General features: G+C 60.6%; 20 protein-coding genes (1 of these 20 only partly in view). 9 read left to right on the top strand and 11 right to left on the bottom strand.

The features are described from left to right. From IPP95_07030 to IPP95_07015, 4 genes are all read left to right on the top strand, one after another. Window positions 1-169, top strand: partial view of a ribonuclease HII gene (locus tag IPP95_07030; protein QQS73952.1) — the 3' portion only. Its footprint begins 425 nt before the window's first position; only the last 169 of its 594 coding nucleotides appear in the window; the start codon falls outside the window, past its left edge; it ends in the stop codon at window positions 167-169. Between the two features lie 94 nt (window positions 170-263). After that, the gene (locus tag IPP95_07025) at window positions 264-2,843 is read left to right on the top strand and encodes a hypothetical protein (protein ID QQS73951.1); all 2,580 of its coding nucleotides are present in this window, start codon (window positions 264-266) and stop codon (window positions 2,841-2,843) included. Window positions 2,844-3,086: 243 nt separating this feature from the next. Continuing rightward, on the top strand, window positions 3,087-4,769 hold the full coding sequence (locus IPP95_07020) for a formate--tetrahydrofolate ligase (protein QQS73950.1): 1,683 nt from the start codon (window positions 3,087-3,089) through the stop codon (window positions 4,767-4,769). A 265-nt stretch (window positions 4,770-5,034) separates the two neighbouring features. Further along, window positions 5,035-5,292: a DNA-binding protein gene (locus IPP95_07015; protein QQS73949.1), complete on the top strand. Its 258-nt coding sequence runs from the start codon at window positions 5,035-5,037 to the stop codon at window positions 5,290-5,292. A gap of 70 nt (window positions 5,293-5,362) precedes the next feature. Here the strand turns inward: IPP95_07015 and IPP95_07010 are convergent, their stop codons facing one another. From IPP95_07010 to IPP95_06965, 10 genes are all read right to left on the bottom strand, one after another. Continuing rightward, window positions 5,363-6,556 (bottom strand): OmpA family protein, encoded by a 1,194-nt coding sequence (locus IPP95_07010; GenBank protein ID QQS73948.1) that lies wholly within the window; start codon window positions 6,554-6,556, stop codon window positions 5,363-5,365. A gap of 107 nt (window positions 6,557-6,663) precedes the next feature. Next, complete coding sequence (locus IPP95_07005) at window positions 6,664-7,248, bottom strand: aminodeoxychorismate/anthranilate synthase component II (GenBank protein ID QQS73947.1); 585 nt, start codon at window positions 7,246-7,248, stop codon at window positions 6,664-6,666. 12 nt (window positions 7,249-7,260) lie between these two features. Then, a complete protein-coding gene (locus IPP95_07000; protein ID QQS73946.1) occupies window positions 7,261-7,668 on the bottom strand; it encodes a DUF4260 domain-containing protein in 408 nt (135 codons plus the stop codon). A 71-nt stretch (window positions 7,669-7,739) separates the two neighbouring features. Then, on the bottom strand, window positions 7,740-8,501 hold the full coding sequence (gene xth / locus IPP95_06995; protein ID QQS73945.1) for an exodeoxyribonuclease III: 762 nt from the start codon (window positions 8,499-8,501) through the stop codon (window positions 7,740-7,742). Between the two features lie 91 nt (window positions 8,502-8,592). Continuing rightward, complete coding sequence (locus IPP95_06990) at window positions 8,593-8,784, bottom strand: cold-shock protein (protein QQS73944.1); 192 nt, start codon at window positions 8,782-8,784, stop codon at window positions 8,593-8,595. 92 nt (window positions 8,785-8,876) lie between these two features. Then, complete coding sequence (locus tag IPP95_06985) at window positions 8,877-9,296, bottom strand: phosphoheptose isomerase (GenBank protein ID QQS73943.1); 420 nt, start codon at window positions 9,294-9,296, stop codon at window positions 8,877-8,879. A 61-nt stretch (window positions 9,297-9,357) separates the two neighbouring features. Next, a complete protein-coding gene (locus tag IPP95_06980) occupies window positions 9,358-9,576 on the bottom strand; it encodes a hypothetical protein (GenBank protein ID QQS73942.1) in 219 nt (72 codons plus the stop codon). An 80-nt stretch (window positions 9,577-9,656) separates the two neighbouring features. Further along, window positions 9,657-11,570: an acetate--CoA ligase gene (acs, locus tag IPP95_06975; protein ID QQS73941.1), complete on the bottom strand. Its 1,914-nt coding sequence runs from the start codon at window positions 11,568-11,570 to the stop codon at window positions 9,657-9,659. Between the two features lie 116 nt (window positions 11,571-11,686). Next, window positions 11,687-12,520 carry a 4-(cytidine 5'-diphospho)-2-C-methyl-D-erythritol kinase gene (gene ispE, locus IPP95_06970; GenBank protein ID QQS73940.1) on the bottom strand — a complete coding sequence of 278 codons (834 nt, stop codon included), beginning with the start codon at window positions 12,518-12,520 and terminating at the stop codon, window positions 11,687-11,689. A 5-nt stretch (window positions 12,521-12,525) separates the two neighbouring features. Next, window positions 12,526-14,340 carry an SLC13 family permease gene (locus tag IPP95_06965; protein QQS73939.1) on the bottom strand — a complete coding sequence of 605 codons (1,815 nt, stop codon included), beginning with the start codon at window positions 14,338-14,340 and terminating at the stop codon, window positions 12,526-12,528. A 122-nt stretch (window positions 14,341-14,462) separates the two neighbouring features. Between IPP95_06965 and IPP95_06960 the strand changes: the two genes are divergently transcribed. Next, window positions 14,463-15,422: an acetyl-CoA carboxylase carboxyltransferase subunit alpha gene (locus IPP95_06960; protein QQS73938.1), complete on the top strand. Its 960-nt coding sequence runs from the start codon at window positions 14,463-14,465 to the stop codon at window positions 15,420-15,422. Window positions 15,423-15,476: 54 nt separating this feature from the next. Here IPP95_06960 and IPP95_06955 read toward each other — a convergent pair whose 3' ends face one another. Then, window positions 15,477-16,781 (bottom strand): hypothetical protein, encoded by a 1,305-nt coding sequence (locus IPP95_06955; protein QQS73937.1) that lies wholly within the window; start codon window positions 16,779-16,781, stop codon window positions 15,477-15,479. Between the two features lie 170 nt (window positions 16,782-16,951). Here IPP95_06955 and dnaB point away from each other — a divergent pair, with 170 nt between their 5' ends. The 4 genes from dnaB to IPP95_06935 all read left to right on the top strand — a co-directional run bounded on the left by dnaB (window position 16,952) and on the right by IPP95_06935 (window position 22,543). Next, a complete protein-coding gene (gene dnaB, locus IPP95_06950; protein ID QQS73936.1) occupies window positions 16,952-18,478 on the top strand; it encodes a replicative DNA helicase in 1,527 nt (508 codons plus the stop codon). A 19-nt stretch (window positions 18,479-18,497) separates the two neighbouring features. Then, entirely contained in the window at window positions 18,498-19,760 is a 1,263-nt protein-coding gene (locus tag IPP95_06945) for an asparagine synthetase B (protein ID QQS74218.1), read from the top strand. 156 nt (window positions 19,761-19,916) lie between these two features. Continuing rightward, the gene (locus tag IPP95_06940; protein ID QQS73935.1) at window positions 19,917-20,486 is read left to right on the top strand and encodes a DUF5606 domain-containing protein; all 570 of its coding nucleotides are present in this window, start codon (window positions 19,917-19,919) and stop codon (window positions 20,484-20,486) included. Window positions 20,487-20,554: 68 nt separating this feature from the next. Beyond that, complete coding sequence (locus IPP95_06935) at window positions 20,555-22,543, top strand: T9SS type A sorting domain-containing protein (protein ID QQS73934.1); 1,989 nt, start codon at window positions 20,555-20,557, stop codon at window positions 22,541-22,543. Window positions 22,544-22,625: the final 82 nt, after the last annotated feature.

The following is a 22,625-nucleotide window of genomic DNA, read 5'->3' as shown; positions in this document are numbered from 1 at the left end:
GAAGACGCACCGCGATGAGCTGATGGCCACGTTGCACGCGGAGCAACCGCACTACGGCTGGGCGGTGAACAAAGGGTATCCCACCACGGAGCACCGTGCGGCCATTGCCCTGCACGGCCCTTGCGGGCATCACCGCATGTCGTTCACGTTACTGGCCACGGAGGCGTAGCTCATCGCCGAACGCGTCCACAGCAGAATGTGCGAAAGGCACACGGACCGGGCTGCGGACCCTTGCGTGTTGCGTCCACCTTTGGGGCTTCGCCATGCGCCGCTCGCTCATAGTCCTGCTCCTCGTCGCCATTGTGGCGGTGATCGCTTGGTGGCTGTGGAGCTGGCAGGCGAGCTCGGCACCGGCCGCGGATCCGTGGAAGGCCATTTCTCCCGAAGCGGTGGCGGTGCTGGAGATCCCCGAACCGTTGGGGACCTGGGAACGCTTCACCGGCACCAGCCAGTTCTGGGGCGATATCGAGGCCGCGCCCGCCTTCGCCGGGATCAATGGTGTGCTTTCACGGCTTGCGGAAGTGGGCCTGCCCGCATCGGAGCGCGAGGAACATCCGCTGTTGATCGCTTGGAACGCACCACAGGGTGATACGCTCTCGCTGTTGATGGCTTGGCCATTGACCGCTTCAGAGGAAGCGTTGAGCGCATTGGCCTCAGCGCTCAAAAGCGAGCTGTCCGATTTGTTGTGGTCCGGCACCCGGCTCTCCGTGAAGGCGGATAGTGCATTGCCAGCGCTGGAAGTTGTTTGGAGCAAAGGCATTCTGCTCTTGGGGACCACTGCTTCCACCGTGGAAGAAGCCCGGTCGCGCTTAGGTTCCAACGCGAAGCCGGAAGCGCTTTTTGCCAAGGCCCGCGCCAGTTTCAGCGTGGGTGCGGAAGCGCACCTCCTGATCCGGCCCGGCTATGCGTCCACCGTGCTGGGGTCCGTCGCCAACGGCATTTTTCCGGCGGAACTGCCCGTGGAAGGCTGGGCGGCATTGGACGTGCGGCTCCGGCCGGGTGCGCTGCTGATGAACGGACTGTTGTTCCCTTCCGCGGATAGCCCCGCCATCACCGCGATGCAACAGCAGAAGGCCGCACGCCCGGACATGATCCGCGTGCTGCCGGCCACGGTGTGCCGCCTGCGCACCATGCAGGTGGACGATCCCGCGAGCTATGTGCGCGGCCTCATTGGCAAAGACCCGGACGAGCAGCTTTTCGTGGCTTACGGTGCATGGGTGAGCGGCGGTGTAGGAGTTGCCGAGGAACCGGATGCCAACGACAGCACCGGGCACCGATGGGCCGTGTTCGGGACGCAAGACCCCGGCAAGGCGATCGCGGCGCTCAGCTCGCGATGCCCCGATGGCGGATGCGAAGTCACGGAATATCGCGGCATACAGTTCAGGCGGATGTCGGATCCCGGGGCGCTGGCCACCTTGTTCGGCAAGGCGTTCGCACCGTTCGATCAACCTCTGTGGACGGTGCTTTCGGACATGGTGGTGATGTCCAATACGCCCGCCGGCATGCGTGCCGCCATTGACGCCTGGACGGACCGGAACTCCTTGGCCTTGGACCCGCGTTCGGGCGATTTCTTCCAGCGCTTCGGCAGTGAGGCGGTGTACAGCTGGTGGGCCGATGTGGCCCGTGCGTACCCCATATCGGACGGCTCCTTGGCCGTCGCCCGCGAGGCCACGGGCGGCGCATTGCTGCAATTGTCGCCGCGTGCGGACGGTGCGATCATCACCACCTTCTGCCTGCAACATGCGCCCGTCGGCAAGCGCACGGCCGGCGCGCTTTGGACCACTGCGCTCTCCGCTCCCTTGGAAGGCCCGCCGATCCTGGTGAAGGACTATCTCAGCAAGACCTTGCAGGTGCTGGCGCAGGACCGCGACCATCGCATCAGCTTGATCAGCTGCACGGGCAAGATCCTCTGGCAACGCCAACTGGACGGGCCGATACTCGGCGGTGTGGAACTGGTGGACCGCTACAAGAACGGTAAGTTCCAGATGCTCCTCAACACGGCGGGCAAGATCTACCAGATCGATCGGCTCGGCCGCGATGTGGAAGGCTTCCCCCTTGCGCTGAAAGGCACGGCCTGCGCGCCGTTGAGCGTTTTCGACTACGATAAGAAAAGGGACTACCGCGTGCTCGTACCGATGTCCGATGGCGGATCGCTCAACCTCAGCGTGGAGGGTAAGCCGGTGCAGGGCTGGTCGCCTGAAAAGCTGCAAAGTCCGGCTCTGGCGCCCGTAACCCTTGTGCGGATCAAGGGAAAGGATTTTCTGGTGGTGCCGATGGCCGATGGAAAGGTGACCGTGCTGGACCGGCGCGGTACGGTGCGCTACAACAGCAAGCTGAAGATGGAGCACATCGCCACCTTCCTCGGAAGCAGGGACGCCATGGACATCGGCGACCGGCGCATGCTCTGGACCGACAGCGCCGGTGCGGTGCTCAGCGGTACGTTGGACGGCAAGGTGGACACGCTTTCCGCAGCTACCAGCGGCAAAGTGGTCCTCTTCGACCTGGACGGTGACGGCCGCGATGAAGTGCTTCGCACCACCGGCTCCGCCCTCACCGCCGAGGCCGAGGGCAAGGTGCTCTTCCGCGTGAGCTTCCCGGACGCACAGGGAGCCAACGCTTTCGAGGTGCCCATGGAAGGGGAGGATGCTGCGATCGGTCTGATGTTGCCGGAGCAGGACCAAGTGCGCCTGTATGATGCCACCGGAGCGCTCTGGCCGGGCTTCCCGCTGAAGGGTTCCGTGCAGTTCGGCGTCGCGGATATCAACTTGGACGGCGTGCCGGAACTGGTGACGGCGGACAGCGATGGCGTGGTCACCGTGTACGCCCTGCCGGGGAAAAGGTGATCTTGTAGGACCACCCCCAGCCCCTCCTTTTAGGAAGGAGGGGAGACGGACCCTCAGGCGCGCATCGATAGAGATCCGGATGCAAGTACGATAGGTTTTCCCCTCCTTTTTTCAAGGAGGGGCAGGGGTGGTGCATTCCCAGCACGGACGGCCCCTGACACATCCTTTTAGGAAGTTGGGATACGGCATCTCCCACGGATCGCGTTCCTTGCGTTCCTTCGTCCCAAGAATTGAACATCGAACATGGCATTTCCTTCCGACCTCGAGATCGCTCAGCGCGCCACCCTTCAGCCCATCACCGCCATCGGCGAAAAGCTCGGTATCCATGCCGATCGGATGGAGAATTACGGACGCTACAAGGCCAAGCTCCCCTTGGACCTGATCGATGAAAGCAAGGTGAAGAAGGCCAAGCTCATCCTGGTCACAGCCATTTCGCCGACGCCCGCCGGGGAAGGCAAGACCACGACCAGCATCGGGCTGTGCGAGGGCCTCAACAAAGTGGGGAAGAAAGCGATGGTGGTGCTGCGCGAACCTTCGCTCGGCCCCGTGTTCGGCATGAAGGGCGGCGCGGCCGGCGGTGGCTATGCGCAGGTGCTGCCCATGGAGGACATCAACCTGCACTTCACCGGCGATTTCGCCGCGATCGAGAAGAGCAATAACCTCTTAGCTGCGCTGATCGACAACAACATCCAGAGCAAGACACGCAACCTCGGCATCGATCCGCGTACCATCGCCTGGAAGCGCGTGATGGACATGAACGACCGTGCCCTGCGTGACATCGTGATCGGCCTCGGTGGGACCGGCAATGGCATTCCCCGCGAGGACGGTTTCAACATCACCGCGGCCAGTGAGGTGATGGCGATCCTCTGTTTAGCCACCGGATACGAGGACCTGAAGGAACGCCTCGGCAACATCTTCGTGGGCAACTCCCGCTCAGCGAGCCGCAAGTACGTCTACGCCCGCGACCTCAATGCGCAAGGCGCCATGGCCGTGCTGCTGAAGGACGCCATCAAGCCGAACCTCGTGCAGACGATGGAGGGCAATCCCGCGATCATCCATGGCGGTCCTTTCGCCAACATCGCGCAGGGCGTGAACAGCATCCTGGGCACGAAGATGGGCCTGAGCCTGGCGGATTACGTGGTGACCGAGGCCGGCTTCGGCGCGGACCTCGGCGCGGAGAAATTCTTCGACATCAAGTGCCGTGCGGCGGGCCTGGCACCGCACGCCACCGTGATCGTCGCCACGATCCGTGCTTTGCGCTACCAAGGCGGGTCCCCGATCAAGGAAGTGAACGACGCTTCCGTGGAACGGGTGAAGAAGGGCATGGCCAACTTGGAGCGCCACATCGAGAATGTGGCCAAGTTCGGCGTGAAGGCCGTGGTGGCCATCAACCATTTTCCCACCGACACCGAGGAGGAGATCCATTTGGTGAAGGAGCGTTGCAAAGCCTTAGGGGTGGAGGCGGTGCTGGCCAAGGGCTTCGCGGAAGGTGGCAAGGGCATGACCGACCTGGCCGGGGCCGTGGTGAAGGTGGTGGACAGTAACGAGACGAAGTTCAAGCTCCTTTACGACCTGGAGCAGCCCATCGAGAAGAAGGTGGAGATCATCGCCAAGGAGATCTATCGCGCCAAGAGCGTGGCGTACAGCGGCGAGGCGAAGACCGCCCTGCGCCGCATCCACAACCTGGGGCTGGACCACCTGCCGGTGTGCATGGCCAAGACGCAGTACAGCTTCAGCGACGACCCCGTGAAACTCGGTGCCGCCACCGATTTCGAGATCACGGTGAACGACATCGAGATCGCGGCCGGAGCGGGCTTCGTGGTGCCGATACTCGGCAAGATGATGCGCATGCCCGGCCTGCCGGAGGTGCCCGCGAGCGAGCACATGGACATCGATGCCAACGGCGTGATCAGCGGATTGAGCTAGATCACTCCTGAGTCCGTGAGTCTTGAGACGGGAGTCCACCGATCCCCGGACCCGTTTGTCATCCGGCTATCACTGCTATTGTTGCGCGGCCAAGGGGGCATGCCAAACTTTTTATGCGTTGAAAGCTGCGTGGAACGGAGCCTCAATGGTTGAAAAGTAGACGGGGTATGCCAGCCTTCGGCTAGGTGAAAAATCGCTGAGCAATGCACCGTTCGATCCGTCAATGGGCTATCTTCAGGCCATCGAACCCCTAAATGATCCGGCCATGAACATTACCTTCAATGAGCTTCGCGACATCAAGGACAGTCTTCCGGACGGGAGCATCCACCAGATCGCAAAAGAGTTGGACCTGAACGTGGAAACGGTCTGGAACTACTTCGGTGGGTATACGCATCCGGAAGGCAAGCCGATGGGCGTGCATTTGGAAGGCGGCGCCGATGGGGGCGTGGTCAGGCTGGACGATACCCGCATCCTGGATATCGCCAAGCGGATGATCGGGGAGCAGCAGCCCCAGCGCGTCTGACCTCGACCGGTCTTCCGTGTTTCCCTGCGATCGAAGGGATGCCGGGCCAAGGATGGTCCGGAAAGGGTTTTTATTTCTCCACCACGCGGAACTCCACACGGCGGTTCAACGCTTGGTGTTCCTCACTGTCGTTGGGAACGAGCGGTTTGGTTTCGCCATAGCCCTTCCAACCGATCCGTTCCTTTTCCACTTTTCTGTCGCGTAGAAAATCCACCACGGCCTTGGCGCGGTCCTCGCTGAGGGTGAGGTTGCTCGCGTCGCTGCCCACGTCATCGGTGTGCCCCTCCACCTCGATCCGCATCAAGGGATAGTCGATCAGCATATCGGCCAGTTCATCCAGTTCCTTCTTGCTCTCCGGGGTCAGGGTGGCCTTGGCGAACTCGAAACCGATGTTGTCCAAGCGGATGCTTTTGCCCACTGACGGCGGTTCCACCATTGCCAGTTCCACGTCCTTGGTGCTCGCATGGTCCGCCACGATCACCTTGGGCTGCGGCGGCATGCTCTCCTTGGGCCTTGGAGTGAGCGCAGTGCCCGGTGGCGCCACACGCAGGTTCACGTCATCGATGAAATAGTACGCACCGCGCTCGCCCTGTGGCTGTTGCTTATGGAGCGTGGTCTCATCGCTGTAGAAGTTGCCGATCATCAAATAACGTTCGTCCCCGTTCGCCTCAATGACACCCGAGACTTTTCGCCAGCCCTTCGCGTCCAGTATTTCGTCGGCGTTCACCTGCGGGGTGAAGTATAGCGGCAGGTTGTCGCGTGTCTTCACCGGCAACGCCGATAGCCGCATGCCGATGTTGTTGCTGGCCTCACCGCTGAAATTCGCCCGCTGCACCCAGCATTCCACGATGTAGCGCTCACCGGCCTTCAACGGTTCCGGCAAGGTGGTCTGCAGGTATTCGTGCCAAAACGTGGGTGTGTTGCCCTTGCCCCAGGTCTTGATCCCCACCATGTTCTCGCCGCCATGCGGACTGGTCTTACCCTGGGTGCGCTTGGCGGGATTAGACCAGCAGTCGGAATGGGCGCGCGTGCTGAAGAGGTCGGGCGTGGTCTCGGTGGGCGAGTTCCAGCCGTTCATCACGTCGTTGTTGAATTTGCTCGCGTCCTGCGTCCATGTGCACGGGATCTTCTTCACCTCCTCGAACCCCGGGTTGGTCACGAGGTTGGGCATGGTGTCATTGTTCAGCGCCCGCTGGAAGATGTTCTGCGCGGACAGGACCGGGGCCAACAGCAAGGCCAATGGGAATAGGACGAGGCGGTTCATGCCGTAAAATTATCGGGCATGACGGGTGGTTCCCGGATGGTTAAGGTGCTTTTGATCAACGATCGGAACGGCATTTTCGTTGAAAACCCGGATGGAATGCCGGTGCGCTACTTGAGCGGTCCGGGGCTGTATCCGGTGATCCAGTTCCGGATGAGCTGCTCACCGGCAGGCGTCATCACGCTTTCCGGATGGAACTGCACGGCGCAGGTGTTGTAGCGCGAGTGCCGAAGCGCCATGATGACGCCCTCCGTGCTGTAGGCGGTGACCTGAAGTTCGGGTGGCAGTGTGGAGGGGTCTGCCGCCCAACTATGGTAAAGACCGACATCGAACGGCGCTTCGATCCCGGCGAATAAAGGGTCGATCGGCACTTCGGGATAGCACGGGACGGTCACGCCGTGGCGCACCATTTCCTGATTGAACAGGGTTCCACCGCAGGCTTCCACGATCGCCTGCAAGCCCAAGCAAACACCGAGGATCGGATGTGTCGCCATCAGGTCGCGGACGATCGATGGCATGATGCCGGCCTCGGAAGGAAGCCCCGGCCCGGGTGAGAGCACGATGCGGTCAAAGCGTGCGGCCTCATCCACGGTGATCGCGTCATTCCGCACCACGTCCACCTCCGCCAGTGGTTCCAGCAGATGGTGCAGGTTCCAGGTGAAGCTGTCGTAGTTGTCGAGAAGAAGAATGCGCATGTCCGGCCGTGTTCACGCTTTCGCTTCTCCGTGGACAGCCTTCCCGATCCAGCCCAGGTGCGTATGCTGAAAACTGTCACCGAACTTCAGGCCGTAGCCCAACACGCGGTCCAAGCAGGAGTGGCCGTACAGTATGATGCTCGCCAGCAGGAGGACTTGCCCAAGGGCCGGCGTGCCCATCAGCAAGCTCAGCCCTTCACTCGCCAACCCGAGGCCCGCCACCATTAGCGCGAAGGCTTTGTGGTGAAGAAGGTTATAGGTGAAGGCCCCCGTGCGCGTCCCGATGAGATAGCCGAGCATGCCGATGTCCGGCCCCAAGGCCAGTAGCAAGTACGCCCACCAAGGCACTGCGTTCATCCCAAGCAAGGCAATGCACACCAGCAACTGCGCCAGTTCCTCCAGCTTGAGCAGGTTCTTCATTTTTCGATCCCCATGTTAGCCGGCATCGCGAGCCGCCTCGGCGAAGCGATCTTGTTTTGAGTACATGGGCACTACCATTCGATCCCCACCGGACAATGGTCACTGCCCATGATCTCGTTCAGGATGAACGCTTCCTTCACCCTCTTCTCAAAACCCTTGCTGACCAGCACGTAATCGATCCGCCAGCCCACATTGGTCGCCCGCGAATTAAAGCGTTGGTTCCACCAGCTGTACTTCACTACTTCCGGGTGAAAATGACGAAAGGTGTCCACGAAGCCCGCGTCCAGCAAGGCGTTCATGCCGTCGATCTCGGCCTGTGTGTAGCCCGCTGTCTTGTTGTAGTTGGGCTTCGGCCGCGCGATGTCGATGGGCTGGTGCGCCACGTTCAGGTCTCCGGTGAAGATCACGGGTCGCTTGCCGGAAGCGAGGCTCACCAAGTATTCGCGCAGGGCGATATCCCATTGCTGGCGGTATTCCAGGCGCTTCAGGCCTTGCCCGCTGTTGGGAATGTACGCGTTCACCACGATATGGTCCGCGAACGTCGCGGTGATCACGCGGCCTTCACTGTTGTGTTCGTCCCCGCCGATGCCGTGGTCCACGCGGACGGGTTCTTCCCGAGAGAGGATCGCCGTACCGGAATAGCCCGCTTTCTCTGCGGAATAGGCGGTAAGGTGGTAGCCCTTCACATCCGCTAAGGCCTCTGCCACCTGCTCGGGGTTGGCCTTCGTTTCCTGGAAGCAGACGATGTCCGCGTCCATGGCTTGGAGGGAATCGGCCAAGCCTTTTTTTACGGAGGCGCGGATGCCGTTGACGTTGAAGGAGACCAGTTTCATGGGCTGTGGGTTCAGGGTGCGGCGAAAGTAAAAGACCCCGACCGGCTGGTGCCGATCGGGGCCGCAAAACCTGCGTTGTTCGTGCTGCTGCTTAGGCGCGGCGTACGTTGATCGCGTTCTGACCCTTTGGGGAGTCTTCCACGTCGTAGCTCACCTTGTCACCCTCGCGGATGGGTTCTTGAAGGCCGGTCTTGTGTGCGAACACATCTTTACCGCCCTCGTCCGGGGTGATGAATCCGAAACCCTTGGTTTCGTTGAAGAACTTTACTGTGCCTGTGGCCATTGTACTGTTATTTGGAATACGAAACTACATCATTTGACGCTTCGCCCCGGTTTTTTTTCAGAATGGCAGTAGGGGCGATGCATGCATCGCCCCTACTGCTTGAACACCTGGACCTTGGCATCGACCTCCACCAGATCGGTGAACTTGCCGTTGTAGCGCGTGGCCCGCACGATGTGGTTGTCCACCCAGTGGTAGTTGCCCCCGCGCGGCTTGCCGAACACGATGCCGTGGTATTTGAAGCCGTGCTTCTTCAGCCAGCCCTCCGTCACTTCACGGTGTTCCTCGGTGCGTGAAGTGAAGAAGTAGAGCATGTGCCCCTCGTCATACCATTTGTTGCAGGTCTCCACCGCGTCCGGGAACACCGCCGCGTCCGCCATGCGCTCGGGCTCCTCGTTGGGGATGTCCTCGCACACCGTGCCGTCGATGTCGATCAGGAAGTTCTTCTTCCCTTCAGGCAGCACGGGACTGATCTTCTTGCCGTGGTCGAAGGCGTCGTGTAGTTTGGATGCCATGGGACAAAGATGGTCAACGACCGCCAGCGGGCAGGTATGGGACGGCTGTACAGGGCGCCGTTCACAGCCCTTTGATCTTATCCTTTAACTTCTTGACCCGCTTGTCGTTCTGGATCACCTGTGCGTTGAGGTATTTCACGTAGGCCTGTTTCGACTTTTTATCCCCGGCCTTTTTCAATTGATCGTCGAGGTACTTGCCATATTGTTTCAGGCCGTGGCCTTGGAACTCCAGAAGCTTCTTGGTCAATTTCTTGACGTGAGTTGCGGTGGTCTTTGCCATGATGGTTCGGATCTACTCGAGATGGTCGGATCCTTGGAATTGTCGATCAATGTCTTTCAGGTCGGTCCAACAGGTGGTTTTCAAACTTTCCCCGCCTTGATCTCCTCCACCACATCCGGGTCCAGCAGCGTGGTAGTATCACCGAGGTTGCTCATTTCGCCCTCGGCGATCTTGCGCAGGATGCGGCGCATGATCTTCCCTGAACGCGTCTTCGGCAGGCCGCTCACGAACTGGATCTTGTCCGGCTTGGCAATGCGACCGATGTTCTCCACCACGGATTCGATGATCTCGCCGGTGATGCGGTCCACGGCCGCCTTGTCGTTCAGGTCCAGCGGTTCGGCGGTGATGACATAGGCGTAGATGCCCTGCCCCTTGATGTCGTGCGGATAGCCCACCACGGCGCTTTCCACCACCAACTCGCTGAGGTTGATGGCGCTCTCCACTTCCGCGGTGCCGAAGCGGTGTCCGCTCACGTTGATCACATCATCCACGCGACCGATGATGCGGTACCGGCCATCGGCATCTCGCTTGGCGCCGTCGCCGCTGAAGTAGTGGCCGGGATAGCTGCTGAAATAGGTCTGCTTGTAACGGTCGTGGTCGCCCCATGTGGTACGGAGGATGCCGGGCCACGGGAACTTCATGCAGAGCATGCCTTCCACTTCGTTCTCGGCGATCTCCTTGCCGTCGGCGGTGAGCAGTACGGGCTGTACACCGGGCAACGGGTACGCGGCGTGGCTGGGCTTTTCATCGGTGACGCCCGCGATGGACGAGATCAGGATGCCTGCCGTTTCCGTTTGCCACCAGGTGTCCACTATCGGGCAACGGTTCTTTCCCACGTGAAGCTTGTACCATTGCCACGCCTCCTCGTTGATGGGTTCGCCCACGCTGCCGATCACTTTCAGCGAATCCAGCGAATAGGCCAGCACGTGATCGAGGCCGTGCGCCATGAGGCTGCGGATGGCCGTTGGCGCGGTGTAGAAGATGTTCACGCCGTGCTTGTCGATCACCTGCCAGAAGCGGCCCGCATCGGGGAAGGTGGGCACGCCCTCGAACATCACCGTAGTGGCGCCGGCACTCAACGGCCCATAGATGATGTAGCTGTGCCCGGTGACCCAACCGATGTCGGCGGTACACCAGAAGATGTCGCTTTCCTCGTACTGGAAGACATTGCGGAAGGTGTAGTCGCAAAAGACCATGTAGCCGCCGCAGGTGTGTACCACGCCTTTCGGCTTGCCGGTGCTGCCGCTGGTGTACAAAATGAACAGCGGGTCCTCGGCGTCCATCACTTCCGCAGGGCAGTCCTTGTCCACCGTTTTCAATTCCTCATGCAACCATACGTCGCGGCCTTCATTCATGTCCACGGCCCATCCGAGGCGGTCGGCCACGATCACGCACTTCACGCTGGGACATTCCTCCAAGGCTTCGTCCACAATGCGCTTCACGGGGATCTGCTTGTGGCCGCGGTTCAGGCCGTCGCTGGTAAGCACCATCGAGCACTGCGCATCGTTCACGCGGTCGGCGATGGACTTGGCGCTGAAGCCCGCGAACACCACGGAATGGATAGCACCGATGCGCGCGCAGGCGAGGATGGCGATGGTAAGATCCGGTATCATCGGCATGTAGATGCAGATGCGGTCGCCCTTCTTCGCACCGTTGCGCTTCAGCACGTTGGCATACATGCACACCCGCTCATATAACTCGCGGTAGGTGTAGCGCACGAAGCGCTCCTGCGGGTCGTTCGGCTCCCAGATCAGCGCCAGTTTGTTGCCCCGTTTCTCCAAGTGCCGGTCCAGACAGTTTTCGGTGATGTTCAGCTTTCCGCCCTTGAACCAATTCACTTCGGGCTTCTCGAAATCCCATTCCAGCACCTTGTCCCACTTCTTCCGCCAAGTGAAGGTCTCGGCCTGCGCGGCCCAGAATCCTTCGGGGTCCTCCGCGCTGAGGCGGTAGGCTTCGTCGTAATCGGCTTTGGTGCGGATGCGGGTGATGTCCATGGGGATGGGTGAATAAGGATGTCGCAAAGTAGGGAAGGGGAGGAGGGATACCAAAGCATGCCGGTTGGCTGTGGCACGGAGAAGTCGTCAACCGACCTGGATCAGGATCGTAGGGGTCAACTTTCGGCCCGACCGGGGAACACCCACATACTATATCCTTCAGGGAAGACCAAGTCCATGGGCTTCCTTGAAAAGACCCCGAACACGCTGGAACCTGAGCCGCTCATGGCCGCATAGCTCGCACCCCTGGCCAATAGCTCCTGTTTGATCGCTTTGATGGCCGGGTATTTCGCGAACACGTATTCCTCCATGTCATTCACCACGGTCCCTTGCCAGGAGGCGATCGGCGCAGCGATCATTCGAGGCAGATCGTCGTGGTGCTCGGCAAGCCGCATATTCCCGTACACCTCCGCCGTAGGCACATGGATGCTTGGATTCACCAGCACTAGCCAATGCCCGGTAAGATCAACGTGTAAGGGGCTAAGGACCTCCCCCCGCCCATCGGCAAGCTGTGCTCCTTGCTGAAGAAAGAACGGACAATCACTGCCCAATGTGGCCGCCATGGCGTGAAGCTCCTTCGGTGCTAAGCCAAGGTCCAACAGTGCGTTCAGCAGAAGCAGTGTGTGGGCGGCGTCGCTGGATCCCCCGCCCAGCCCGGCGCCCATGGGAACCGCTTTGTGAAGGTGGATCCGCAGCCCCGGCAGTTCGCGGAACTTCCGGACCTGTTCCACGGCCTTCATGCATAGGTCGCCGGACGCATCGCCCGGCACCGGGATACCCGTCCGTTCAAATCGCACCTCACCCGGGGCGGCCCCTTCATCCACCACCGCCTCCAGCGCATCGCACAGGGGGATGGGGACCATGACGGTGCGGATGTCGTGAAAGCCATCAGGCCGCTTGCGAAGCACCTGTAGGCCGAGATTGATTTTGGCGAAGGGGAAGACCAGCATGCCGTTTAGAACGGGTAGAACACCGGGATAAGCAGCATCGCCAGGATGAAGAACAAGAAGGTGATAGGCGCTCCCACCCGCGTGAAATCAAGAAATTTGTAACGGCCCGCGCTGTACACCATGGTGTTGGTCTGGTAGCCGACAGGGGTCATGAAGCTGGCCGAGGCCGCGAAGGTGACGGCCATGAGGAAGGGCAGCGGGCTCACCCCCAAGGCCGCCGCCGTGGAGATCGCGATGGGTGCCAGCAGCGCGGCGGTCGCCGTATTCGACATGACCTCGGTGAGCATCACCGTGCAGGTGAAGATCCCGGCCAGAACGGCCAACGGTCCCCATGCGCCCAGCAGATGGACCAGCCCATGCGCGACCCTTGCGGCCAGACCGGTCTCGGTCATCGCGAGGCCAAGGCTGAGCGCGCCGGCCATGAGGAAAATGATCTTCCAATCGATCGCGTCATAGATCTCCTCCATGGGGATGCAACGGGTGAGCACGATCAAGCAGACGCCCACCAAGGTGCTCACCACGATGGGCAGCAGGGCGAACGCGGAGCTGAGCACCACCCCGAGCAGAACCAGGCCCGTGATGATCGCACTGCGCTTGTCAAAACCGACCGTGCCTTCCTGCTCGTCCAAAATGGCGAAGGGGCTTTCGGGTGTGCGGTCCAAGGCACGCAGCCGTTCCACGTAGTGGCTGCGCACTTCCGCCAAGATCACGTCGCCGGGCCGCAGCACGATGTCCACCATGCGCTGATTGATCACCTCTTCCCGCTTCCGTACTGCCAATGGTACGGCGCGGTAGATGCGCATGAGATCCGCCTCGCCGATGGTCTTGCCGTCCAACGGCGAATTGCCGGTGATCACCAATTCCACCAACTTGGTCCCGTGCTGTCCCGCCTCGGCATTTTCGCTCCCCATGTCGGAGGCCTTGCTCGTGGCGGGATGGATCCGGATATGCCGGTCGGCGTTCAGTTCCCTGGCATGGGCGGCCTCGCAGCGGACTTTTAGCATGTCACGAGCCTGTAGCACCATGTCGCCGGCCGGGAGCGTGAAGATCTCCTCGCCGCGCCGGATCTCAATAATGTCCGTGTGCAGCTCCTTCACCAAGCGGGAGTCCATGATCCGTTCACCGATCGAGGGAGCCCCTGGCAACAGTTCGATCTCGGTGACATAGTCCTTTACGCCGAACCGCTCCTTGAGCCCGGTGGGGTCGCGCTCCTTCCGCAGCAAGCGCCTGCCGAAAAGCAGCATGTAGGCAATGCCGGCGACGGTCAGCACGATCCCCAACGGGGCCATTTGGAACATGGTGAAAGGGGCCAGACCATGATCCACGGCAATGCCGCTGACAAGGATGTTGGTGGAAGTGCCGATGAGCGTGGTGGTGCCGCCCATGATGGTGGCGAAGGACAGCGGGATGAGCATCCGTGAGGCGCTGAGGCCCGCGGAACGTGCGGCCTGCACCACGATGGGGATGAACACCGCCACGATGGGCGTGTTGTTCAGGAAGGCCGAGAGAAAGGCCGTGGCGACCATCAGGATCAGCATGCCCATAACCTCGTTGCGCCGCATCTGCACCGACAGCCGGGGGGCCAATGTGCGCAATATGCCGGAGCGAAGTATCGCGGCGCTCAGTACGAACATGAAGCCAACGGTAAGCGTGGCCGGATCGCTGAAACCGGCCAGGCCCTGCTGAGGCGTGATCACGCCAGTGAGCACCAGCACCGCCACGATCATCAACGCGATCAAGTCGATGCCGATCCACTCGCTGATGAACAGGATTACGGCCGCCACGATGACGCCGAGAACGATAAACTCGTGGGGGGACATGCCGCGAAAATAGGCGTGACCGGGCCTGCCCGATGGACGAGCGGCGCATTGGATGGTTCCGGGCCGCGGCCGATGTGTTTTCAATGACCGCTCTACCTTCGCCCGTTCGCTAATCTTTCCCCATGAGCACCTTCCTTGAATTCGAGAGCCCGATCCAGACCATCGTGGAGCAGATCGAGAAGCTGAACGAGGTGGCCTCGGACGGCGAGGTGGACATCAAGGCCACGTTGAAGGACCTCAACAAGAAGCTCGTCGCCGCACGGAAAGAGGTGTACGGCAAGCTCACACCGTGGCAACGCGTGCAGGTCAGCCGCCATCCCGACCGGCCGTATACCATGCGGTACATCAACTACCTCAGCGACGGCAGCTTCATCGAGCTCCATGGGGACCGTACCGTGAAGGATGACAAGGCCATGGTGGGCGGCTTTGGCCTGATGGACGGAAAGACGGTGATGTTCATCGGCCAGCAGAAGGGCGTGAACACCAAGATGCGCCAATTCCGCAACTTCGGCATGCCGAACCCGGAAGGTTACCGGAAGGCGCTGAGGTTGATGAAACTTGCTGAGAAATTCAATAAGCCGGTAGTGACGTTGATCGATACGCCCGGTGCCTTTCCAGGCTTGGAGGCGGAGGAGCGCGGGCAAGGAGAGGCCATTGCGAGGAACCTGCTGGAGATGTGCCAGCTGAAGGTGCCCATCATCTGCGTGATCATCGGCGAAGGGGCATCGGGCGGCGCGCTCGGCATCGGCATCGGCGACAAGGTGCTCATGCTGGAGAACTCCTGGTATTCCGTGATCTCACCGGAAAACTGCTCCACGATCCTGTGGCGCACGTGGGACTATAAGGAGCAGGCCGCCGAAGCCCTGAAGCTTACCGCCACGGACATGTTCAAGAACGGTTTGGTGGACGGCGTGATCCCCGAACCCGTGGGCGGCGCCCATGCCGATCCGGAGGAAGCCTGCCGCATGGTGAAAGCGGAGGTGGCAAAACAGTTGGAAAAGCTGACCAAGCTGGATCCCGAGAAGCGCGTGGAGAAGCGGATCGCCAAGTTCTGTAAGATGGGCGTGGTGAAGAAGGGGTAGCCGATAGTCCCGGGTCCGGGAGTCTTGAGTCGGGAGTCCGAGCGTTGTAACCGATCACCGGTTGAACAGGGGCAAGACCTTCAGCACTTGGCCGCCCACGGGAAAGTCGCCGAGAATGGCGCCGTTCGAGGGATCAAGGATGAGCACGTGGCCATCGGCCCCGCCGTAGATCGCGCCGCTCACCTTGTCTTTCACCAAAGTGCTTAACACGGGCGTGGTGCCGATGCTCAGGGATCCCGCATCGGAGTATGTGAAGCGCTGCAGATCGCCGTTCGCTAAGGCCACCAGCCAAGTGCCGCTGCCGATCTGTTCCACCGCCGTGATGGTGCTTGGCCATGTGTACGGCTCCCATCCACCGCCGCCGGGCAGGTTCCGATCCAAGACATGACCTTGACCGCCTTGGTTGCCGAAGATCAGAACAAAGTCCGCGATGCGCTCAAAGACCCGGACAGGTGTTAGGCCCAAGGGTTGGGAGGAAACCAGTGATCCCGAGGCCTTGAAATAAGTGCCCACCCGTTGTTCCTGGGTCACGAAGTGCCGCTCGGTGGTCACGACGAGCTCACCGCTTGTGATGGACTGTTCCACCCGGAACTGCGCCGGAAGCGCCGCGTTCATTGTGCCCGTGCCGTTGCTGGCCGTGAAGCCGCGCAGGGTGCCATCATCTTGCCCGACATAGAAGCGACCATCCGCGCAGAGGTCCACACTGGTGAACCAAGGCGCACCGATCGAGCTGAGGTTGGGGCGCTGCCAGATGATGCCCGGGTTGTCCGGTGAAAAGACGCGGAGGTCCCCGCTGGAGCCACCGGCAACACAGAGCCGTTGGGCCGCGGAACTGATGGCCGTACCGCCGAGGTCCATGGGCCATGAGGTTGCCAGAGCGGTCTGCCCCAAGCTGTCCGTCTTGTACAAGGCCACGGTGCCGGCGCTTGGAGCGGTAACGGTGAACAGCGCACGCAACCGCAAGGGGACGGCAGTGACGTGGAGCGTCCGCACATCCTTGCCGCTGAGCGATCCGTCCGAGGCGGTGGCAAACAGCTTGTAGTCGCCGCTTTCGAGCTGTTCGGAAAGTATGGGCAGCCCGAGCGTCACCGTCGCCGAAGTCCCGGACACCGATGTGCCCACGGCATCCACCACGGGAATGTTGTTCTGGTCCAACAGTGAGACGGAGATCTGCTCCAAGGCGATATCATCGCTGGCCTGCACCGTCACCACCAGCGTGTCCGGCACGGTGAGCGAGAAGCCGTCGGCAGGGGAGGTGATGGTGATGTGCGGTGCTTCGTTCTCCCGGTCCTTCTTGCAACCGTTGAGAACTACCCCGGAAAGGGCGCATAGAAGGAGGACATGTTGATAACGCATCATCACAAAGTAACGATGGGCGCAGGTTATCTCATGTACTAACAACCATTGGAAGGCGGCTTGTTGATACGCTGGGCAAAGAAGGTCGGGGCGCGACCCTGACCACCACCTTGTGCGGGTTACTTTTGACCCACCCGACCGGTGTCCCTTTTTTCCTTGCGCCGATCATCCTTATGAACGACTTCTCCTCTTCTTCCTCCGGCACCCGTACCATGGACCGGAAGCGCCGCCCTGCGGCCTCATTGATCGATACCGCCATGGAGGCGGGCAAGCTTCCACCGCAGGCGCCGGAGCTGGAGCAGGCCGTACTGGGCGCGATGATGCTGGAGAAGAACGCGGTGAACGAGGCCATCGACATCCTCCGCCCCGAGAGCTTCTATGTGGACGCTCACCGCCGGATCTTCGACGCCATCCAGAACCTCTTCCGCACCGACCAGGCCATCGACATCCTCACCGTGACGCAGGAGCTGAAGAAGCGCGCCGAACTGGACATAGTGGGCGGTGCTTTTTACATCAGCCAGCTCACCAATAAGGTCGCCAGCAGTGCCAACGTGCAGTTCCATGCACGCATCATCAGCCAGAAGCACATCCTCCGCGAGCTGATCCGCATCAGCGCAGACACCATGCGCGACGCTTACGATGACAGTACCGACGTCTTCGAGCTGTTGGACAAGAGCGAGCAGGAGATGTTCGCCGTCACCAGCGGCAACCTCAGGCGCAACTACGAACCGATGAGCGACCTGATCCAGGGCGCCATCGCGCAGATCGAGAACACCAAGAACAAAGGGGGCGGCATGAGCGGCGTGCCCACCGGCTTCACCCAGTTGGACAAGCTCACCGCGGGCTGGCAACGCAGCGACATGATCATCGTGGCAGCTAGGCCGGCCATGGGGAAAACGGCGTTCGTGCTGAGCATGGCCCGCAACATCGCCGTAGAGCACAAGAAGCCCGTGGCCGTGTTCAGTCTGGAAATGAGCAGCACCCAGCTCGTCACGCGTTTGATCGCCAGTGAATCCGGTATCAGTTCCGAAAAGCTGCGCAAAGGCGAGCTCACCGATGCGGAGTTCACTGTCCTGCACCAGCACATCGCCCGGCTCACCAATGCACCGATGTTCATCGACGACACCCCGGCGCTCAACATCTTCGAGCTGCGCGCCAAGTGCCGCCGCCTCAAAAGCCAGCACGACGTGCAACTCATCGTCATCGACTACCTGCAACTGATGACCTCCGGAACCGAAGGGAACCGTGGAGGCAATAGGGAACAGGAGATCAGCAACATCTCGCGCTCCATCAAGAGCATCGCCAAGGAACTCGATGTGCCCATCATTGCGCTGAGCCAGCTAAGCCGCGCCGTGGAGACCCGCGGTGGCGATAAACGCCCCATGCTGAGCGACCTCCGCGAATCCGGCGCCATTGAGCAGGACGCCGACCTGGTCTGCTTCCTCTATCGACCGGAGTACTACAAGATCTACGAGGACGAGCACGGCAGCACGTTGGGCATGGGCGAGCTGATCGTGGCCAAGCACAGGAACGGGGCAATTGACAACGTCCGCCTGCGTTTCATCTCCGAACTGGCCAAATTCGCGGACCTCGAGACGGGTGACATGAACTTTGCGGGCAGCATGGCCCCGGAAAGCATGCAGACCATCACGCGGCCCAGCCGGATGAACGATGACACGGATCTGGATGCCCCCTTCTGACCGTGGCCCCGTGGCGCGGATCTTTCGCACGCTGATCGTCACCTTGTTGGTGCTGGTATGCACGCTTTCCGCCTCGGCGGCGAAGCTTCTGATCCCCATGGACAAAAGCCAGACGGACCATCTGAAGGCATACGGGATCGTGTATTGGGCCCTTCAGCGCGACTTGACCGTGGACTGGTTGTTGAACTACCGCAGCGGCAGCTTCATGCTGGACAGGATACCCGAGGTGGAGCAGGAATGCACCGTCCGCGGAGTATCCTTCAATGTGATCGCCGACGCACAGGCCACCGCCATTCTTACCGAGATCGGTGATGCGGAGGCCAATATGGAGGTGGTGAAGCTGGAAAAGGCCCCCAAGATCGCCGTCTATGCTCCGGACGGATTCCAACCTTGGGATGATGCCGTGGCCTTGGTGATGACCTACGCGGAGATCCCTTACGAGAAGATCTACGACAGGCAAGTGTTGGACGGCGTACTGCCCAAGTATGACTGGTTGCACCTCCACCACGAGGACTTCACCGGGCAATACGGCAAATTCTACCGCATGTTCCGCAATGCCCCCTGGTACCTCGATCAGGTCAAGGAGGCCGAGTCCATGGCCAAGGAAATGGGCTACGCGAAGGTGAGCCGGATGAAAGGCGCCGTGGCTGCCAAGATCCGCGACTACGTGGCAGGTGGCGGATATCTCTTCACCATGTGCAGTGGCACGGACAGCTACGACATCGCATTGGCGGCCGAAGGAGTGGACATCTGTGACACGCCCTTCGATGGCGATCCACCAGACCCGCAGGCCCAGCAGAAGCTCGACTTCTCGAACACTTTTGCCTTCAAGGATTTCCACATCATCACCGACCCCATGGTGTATGAGTTCAGCGACATAGACGCCACGGACATCCACAACTCCATCGGGGAGACACGGGACTTCTTCACACTCTTCGACTTCAGCGCCAAATGGGACGTGGTGCCCACCATGCTCTGCCAGGACCACGAGCAGGTGATACATGGCTTCATGGGCCAGACCACCGCCTTCCGCAAGCAGTTCGTAAAGCCGAATATCACCATCATGGGCGAGAACAAGCCGCAAGGCACGGTGAAATACGTACACGGTGAATTTGGCTTGGGGCAATGGACCTTTTATGGAGGCCACGACCCCGAGGACTATCAACACATGGTAGGCGACCCCCCCACGGACCTGAGCCTGTTCCCGAACTCACCGGGTTATCGCCTCATCTTGAACAACATCCTCTTCCCGGCGGCCCGCAAGCGCAAACAAAAGACTTGAGGTGTCCGTGACCTCCATCGGTCTGTCATCCTCAGCCCGGCAGAACGTTCAGAGGGCAATAAAATGGGGTGTCAGCGCGGAATGGAACAGGAAATGTCCCGGAACAAGGACGATCCAGCCGGGGCATCCCTATGTTTGTGCCTGTAATCCCTGTTCATGGACCTCTCAAAGATCATTTCCATTACCGGCAAATCCGGGTTGTACCGGGTAGTGGCCCAAGGCCGCCAAGCCTTGATCGCGGAATCGCTTACCGATAAAAAGCGGATCCCTGTCCACTCCAGCGTGCGCGTGAGCTCCTTGGACGAGGTGAGCATGTACACCAAGGGAGATGACGTCCTGCTCTCAACCGTGCTGGAGAAGCTGCACGGTATGGAGAAGGGCAAGCTCTCAGTGGACCCTAAGGGGGATCTGGAAGCACTGTATGACAAACTGGGCGAAGCCTTGCCGAACTATGACCGCGACCGGATCTATTCCAGCGACGTGCGGAAATTCTTCATGTGGTACCAGATGATGGTGGCCGCAGGCCTCTTCGAGGTGGACAAGAAGAAGAAGAAGGCCGAAGCCGAGAATGAGGCCAAGGAAGACAAGAAGGCGAAACCCGCCGGTGCGAAGGGCGCGCCCAAGAAAAAGGCATCTGCGGCAAAAAGATCCTCGGCACCCAAAGCTGGCGGAGCCTCCAAAGCAAAGGCCAAGCCGATGCACAAGGGCGCCCAGCGCGGTAGCTGACAGGGCGTGGGGGTGGTTTTTTATCCTGCCACACACCTATCTTGCGGACGTTCCATAAGCGTTCCGACATGAAAAGTAAATACTCGTTGGTCACGAAGTCGTTGGTATTGGCCGCCATCGCCGGGGCCGTGGCACTTTCGGTAGCCTGGTCCCAAGGGCAAGTGCCTGAGGCCCGTGCGGCATACCACACCGCCAGAGAGATCTCATCGTTCCGCAGTGTCAACGGCTTGCCACTGGACTCGAACGCGAACACCTTTTTCGCGGGAAGTGGCCACTGCAATGGCTGCCACGGTCACGACCCGTCGGAGTATGCGATGGTGAGCGCCGACGGTAGGGATGTGAACGTGTCGGACGCTTGGCGCAGCAGCATGATGGCCAATTCCGCCCGGGACCCCTTCTGGCGGGCCAAGGTGAGCCACGAGGTGCTCGTCGACCCCGCCCACCAAGTGGAGTTGGAGGACAAGTGCACCACCTGCCATGCCCCAATGGGGAACTTCGAACATCATTTCACGGGCCAAGGGCCTTACTCCATCGCGTATTTGGAACAGGACGACATCGCGCGCGACGGGGTGAGCTGCGTGCCTTGTCACATGCAGAAGGAAGAAGGCATCGGCAATTTCTTTTCCGGTAACCTTCAGCTCGATACCGCCGGGAGGCCCATCTACGGGCCGTACGCCGATGAGGATATTTTCCCCTTCCCCATGCAGGATTTCGTTCACTATTCCCCGAGATACGGCGCCCAGATCCTCGATGCGGGCCTTTGCGCCGGTTGCCATTCGCTCCTTACGGGGACGGTCGACCTCGATGGGAACCTCACCGGCGATGAGTTCGTGGAACAGGCCACCTACCACGAATGGCTCAACTCCGAGTTCAACAATGAGGAACACCCTGCCACGGGCATCACTTGCCAAGGCTGCCATGTTCCCTTGCTGGATGATACCGTCGGAGTGGTGCTCTCCGCCAACTATGTCTTTCTCCAGCCTAAATCCCCGTTCGGCCAGCATCACTTCTCCGGTGCCAACACCTTCATGCTAACCATGCTGAAGGACAATGGCGACACCCTGCAAGTGACCGCTTCACAGGCCCAGTTCGACACCTCCATCGCACGGGCGGAGCGCATGCTGCAGCAGCACACCCTGATGGTGGAGACCAGCGTGCCATGGCGTGATGCTGATACCGCGTTCATCGATGTCAAGCTCACCAACCTCGCCGGTCACAAATTCCCCAGCGGCTACCCCTCACGGCGTGCGTGGGTGGAGTTGTTGGTGACCAATGCGGGCGGTGATACCCTGTACATCAACGGTGAGCCCTCCGCGGATCACGACATTGTGGGCCATGACCCGATCTGGGAGCCGCACTATAACGTCATTACCTCGGCGGATCAGGTACAGATCTATGAAATGGTGATGGGCGATGTGAACGGTGACATGACCACGGTGCTCGAACGGGCCAAGCAGCCGTTGAAGGACAACCGGCTCGCACCGGCAGGTTTCAGCGTGACCCACACCACGTATGACACCACACAGATCGTAGGCGGGGCCGCCGCGGACCTTGATTTCAACCATGATGAGATCGGCGTGGAGGGAAGCGGTACGGACGTGGTCCATTACCATGTGCCCATGGGCGGCAACACAAGCTTGATCAACATCACCGCCAAGGTCTGGTACCAAACGGCACCGCCGCGCTTCATGCAGGAGATGTTCTTGCATACCAGCCCGGAGATCGACCTTTTTCAAGGCATGTTCCAAGCGGCCGACAACACCCCGGTCATGGTCCGCCGCGCCACGCAAACGGACATGACCGTGGGCATCGACGACCTGCGGGAGCTGGGCGTGCATGTGTTCCCGAATCCGGTGCGGAACGGGATGTTGAACATCACTGGCATCGACGGGCGTGTCACGGCCATCGAGGTCTATGATGCCGGCGGACGCAAGGTCACCGAACGCAAAGGCACGAACGAACGAACATGGGGGACACGCCTGCCGGGCAACGGCACCTACATCGTGGTGATCCGCACAGCGGAGCGCAGTTTCGTGGAGCGGGTGGTGAGCTTGTAGGTCACCAGCTTTCCTTGCGCCCATGTAGCGCGAGCGGGAAACATCAGCTAAAAGGCGGCATCCAACGGATGCCGCCTTTTAG

The sequence above is a fragment of the Flavobacteriales bacterium genome, from assembly GCA_016700415.1.
In the GTDB taxonomy this organism is placed as follows: domain Bacteria; phylum Bacteroidota; class Bacteroidia; order Flavobacteriales_F; family PHOS-HE28; genus PHOS-HE28.
This window is presented reverse-complemented; position numbering and strand designations above follow the sequence as displayed.

Coding starts and splice junctions, on each gene's coding strand:
- IPP95_07025 (QQS73951.1), top strand. CDS start 264: ATGCGCCGCTCGCTCATAGTCCTGCTCCTCGTCGCCATTGTGGCGGTG.
- IPP95_07020 (QQS73950.1), top strand. CDS start 3,087: ATGGCATTTCCTTCCGACCTCGAGATCGCTCAGCGCGCCACCCTTCAG.
- IPP95_07015 (QQS73949.1), top strand. CDS start 5,035: ATGAACATTACCTTCAATGAGCTTCGCGACATCAAGGACAGTCTTCCG.
- IPP95_07010 (QQS73948.1), bottom strand. CDS start 6,556: ATGAACCGCCTCGTCCTATTCCCATTGGCCTTGCTGTTGGCCCCGGTC.
- IPP95_07005 (QQS73947.1), bottom strand. CDS start 7,248: ATGCGCATTCTTCTTCTCGACAACTACGACAGCTTCACCTGGAACCTG.
- IPP95_07000 (QQS73946.1), bottom strand. CDS start 7,668: ATGAAGAACCTGCTCAAGCTGGAGGAACTGGCGCAGTTGCTGGTGTGC.
- xth (QQS73945.1), bottom strand. CDS start 8,501: ATGAAACTGGTCTCCTTCAACGTCAACGGCATCCGCGCCTCCGTAAAA.
- IPP95_06990 (QQS73944.1), bottom strand. CDS start 8,784: ATGGCCACAGGCACAGTAAAGTTCTTCAACGAAACCAAGGGTTTCGGA.
- IPP95_06985 (QQS73943.1), bottom strand. CDS start 9,296: ATGGCATCCAAACTACACGACGCCTTCGACCACGGCAAGAAGATCAGT.
- IPP95_06980 (QQS73942.1), bottom strand. CDS start 9,576: ATGGCAAAGACCACCGCAACTCACGTCAAGAAATTGACCAAGAAGCTT.
- acs (QQS73941.1), bottom strand. CDS start 11,570: ATGGACATCACCCGCATCCGCACCAAAGCCGATTACGACGAAGCCTAC.
- ispE (QQS73940.1), bottom strand. CDS start 12,520: ATGCTGGTCTTCCCCTTCGCCAAAATCAATCTCGGCCTACAGGTGCTT.
- IPP95_06965 (QQS73939.1), bottom strand. CDS start 14,340: ATGTCCCCCCACGAGTTTATCGTTCTCGGCGTCATCGTGGCGGCCGTA.
- IPP95_06960 (QQS73938.1), top strand. CDS start 14,463: ATGAGCACCTTCCTTGAATTCGAGAGCCCGATCCAGACCATCGTGGAG.
- IPP95_06955 (QQS73937.1), bottom strand. CDS start 16,781: ATGATGCGTTATCAACATGTCCTCCTTCTATGCGCCCTTTCCGGGGTA.
- dnaB (QQS73936.1), top strand. CDS start 16,952: ATGAACGACTTCTCCTCTTCTTCCTCCGGCACCCGTACCATGGACCGG.
- IPP95_06940 (QQS73935.1), top strand. CDS start 19,917: ATGGACCTCTCAAAGATCATTTCCATTACCGGCAAATCCGGGTTGTAC.
- IPP95_06935 (QQS73934.1), top strand. CDS start 20,555: ATGAAAAGTAAATACTCGTTGGTCACGAAGTCGTTGGTATTGGCCGCC.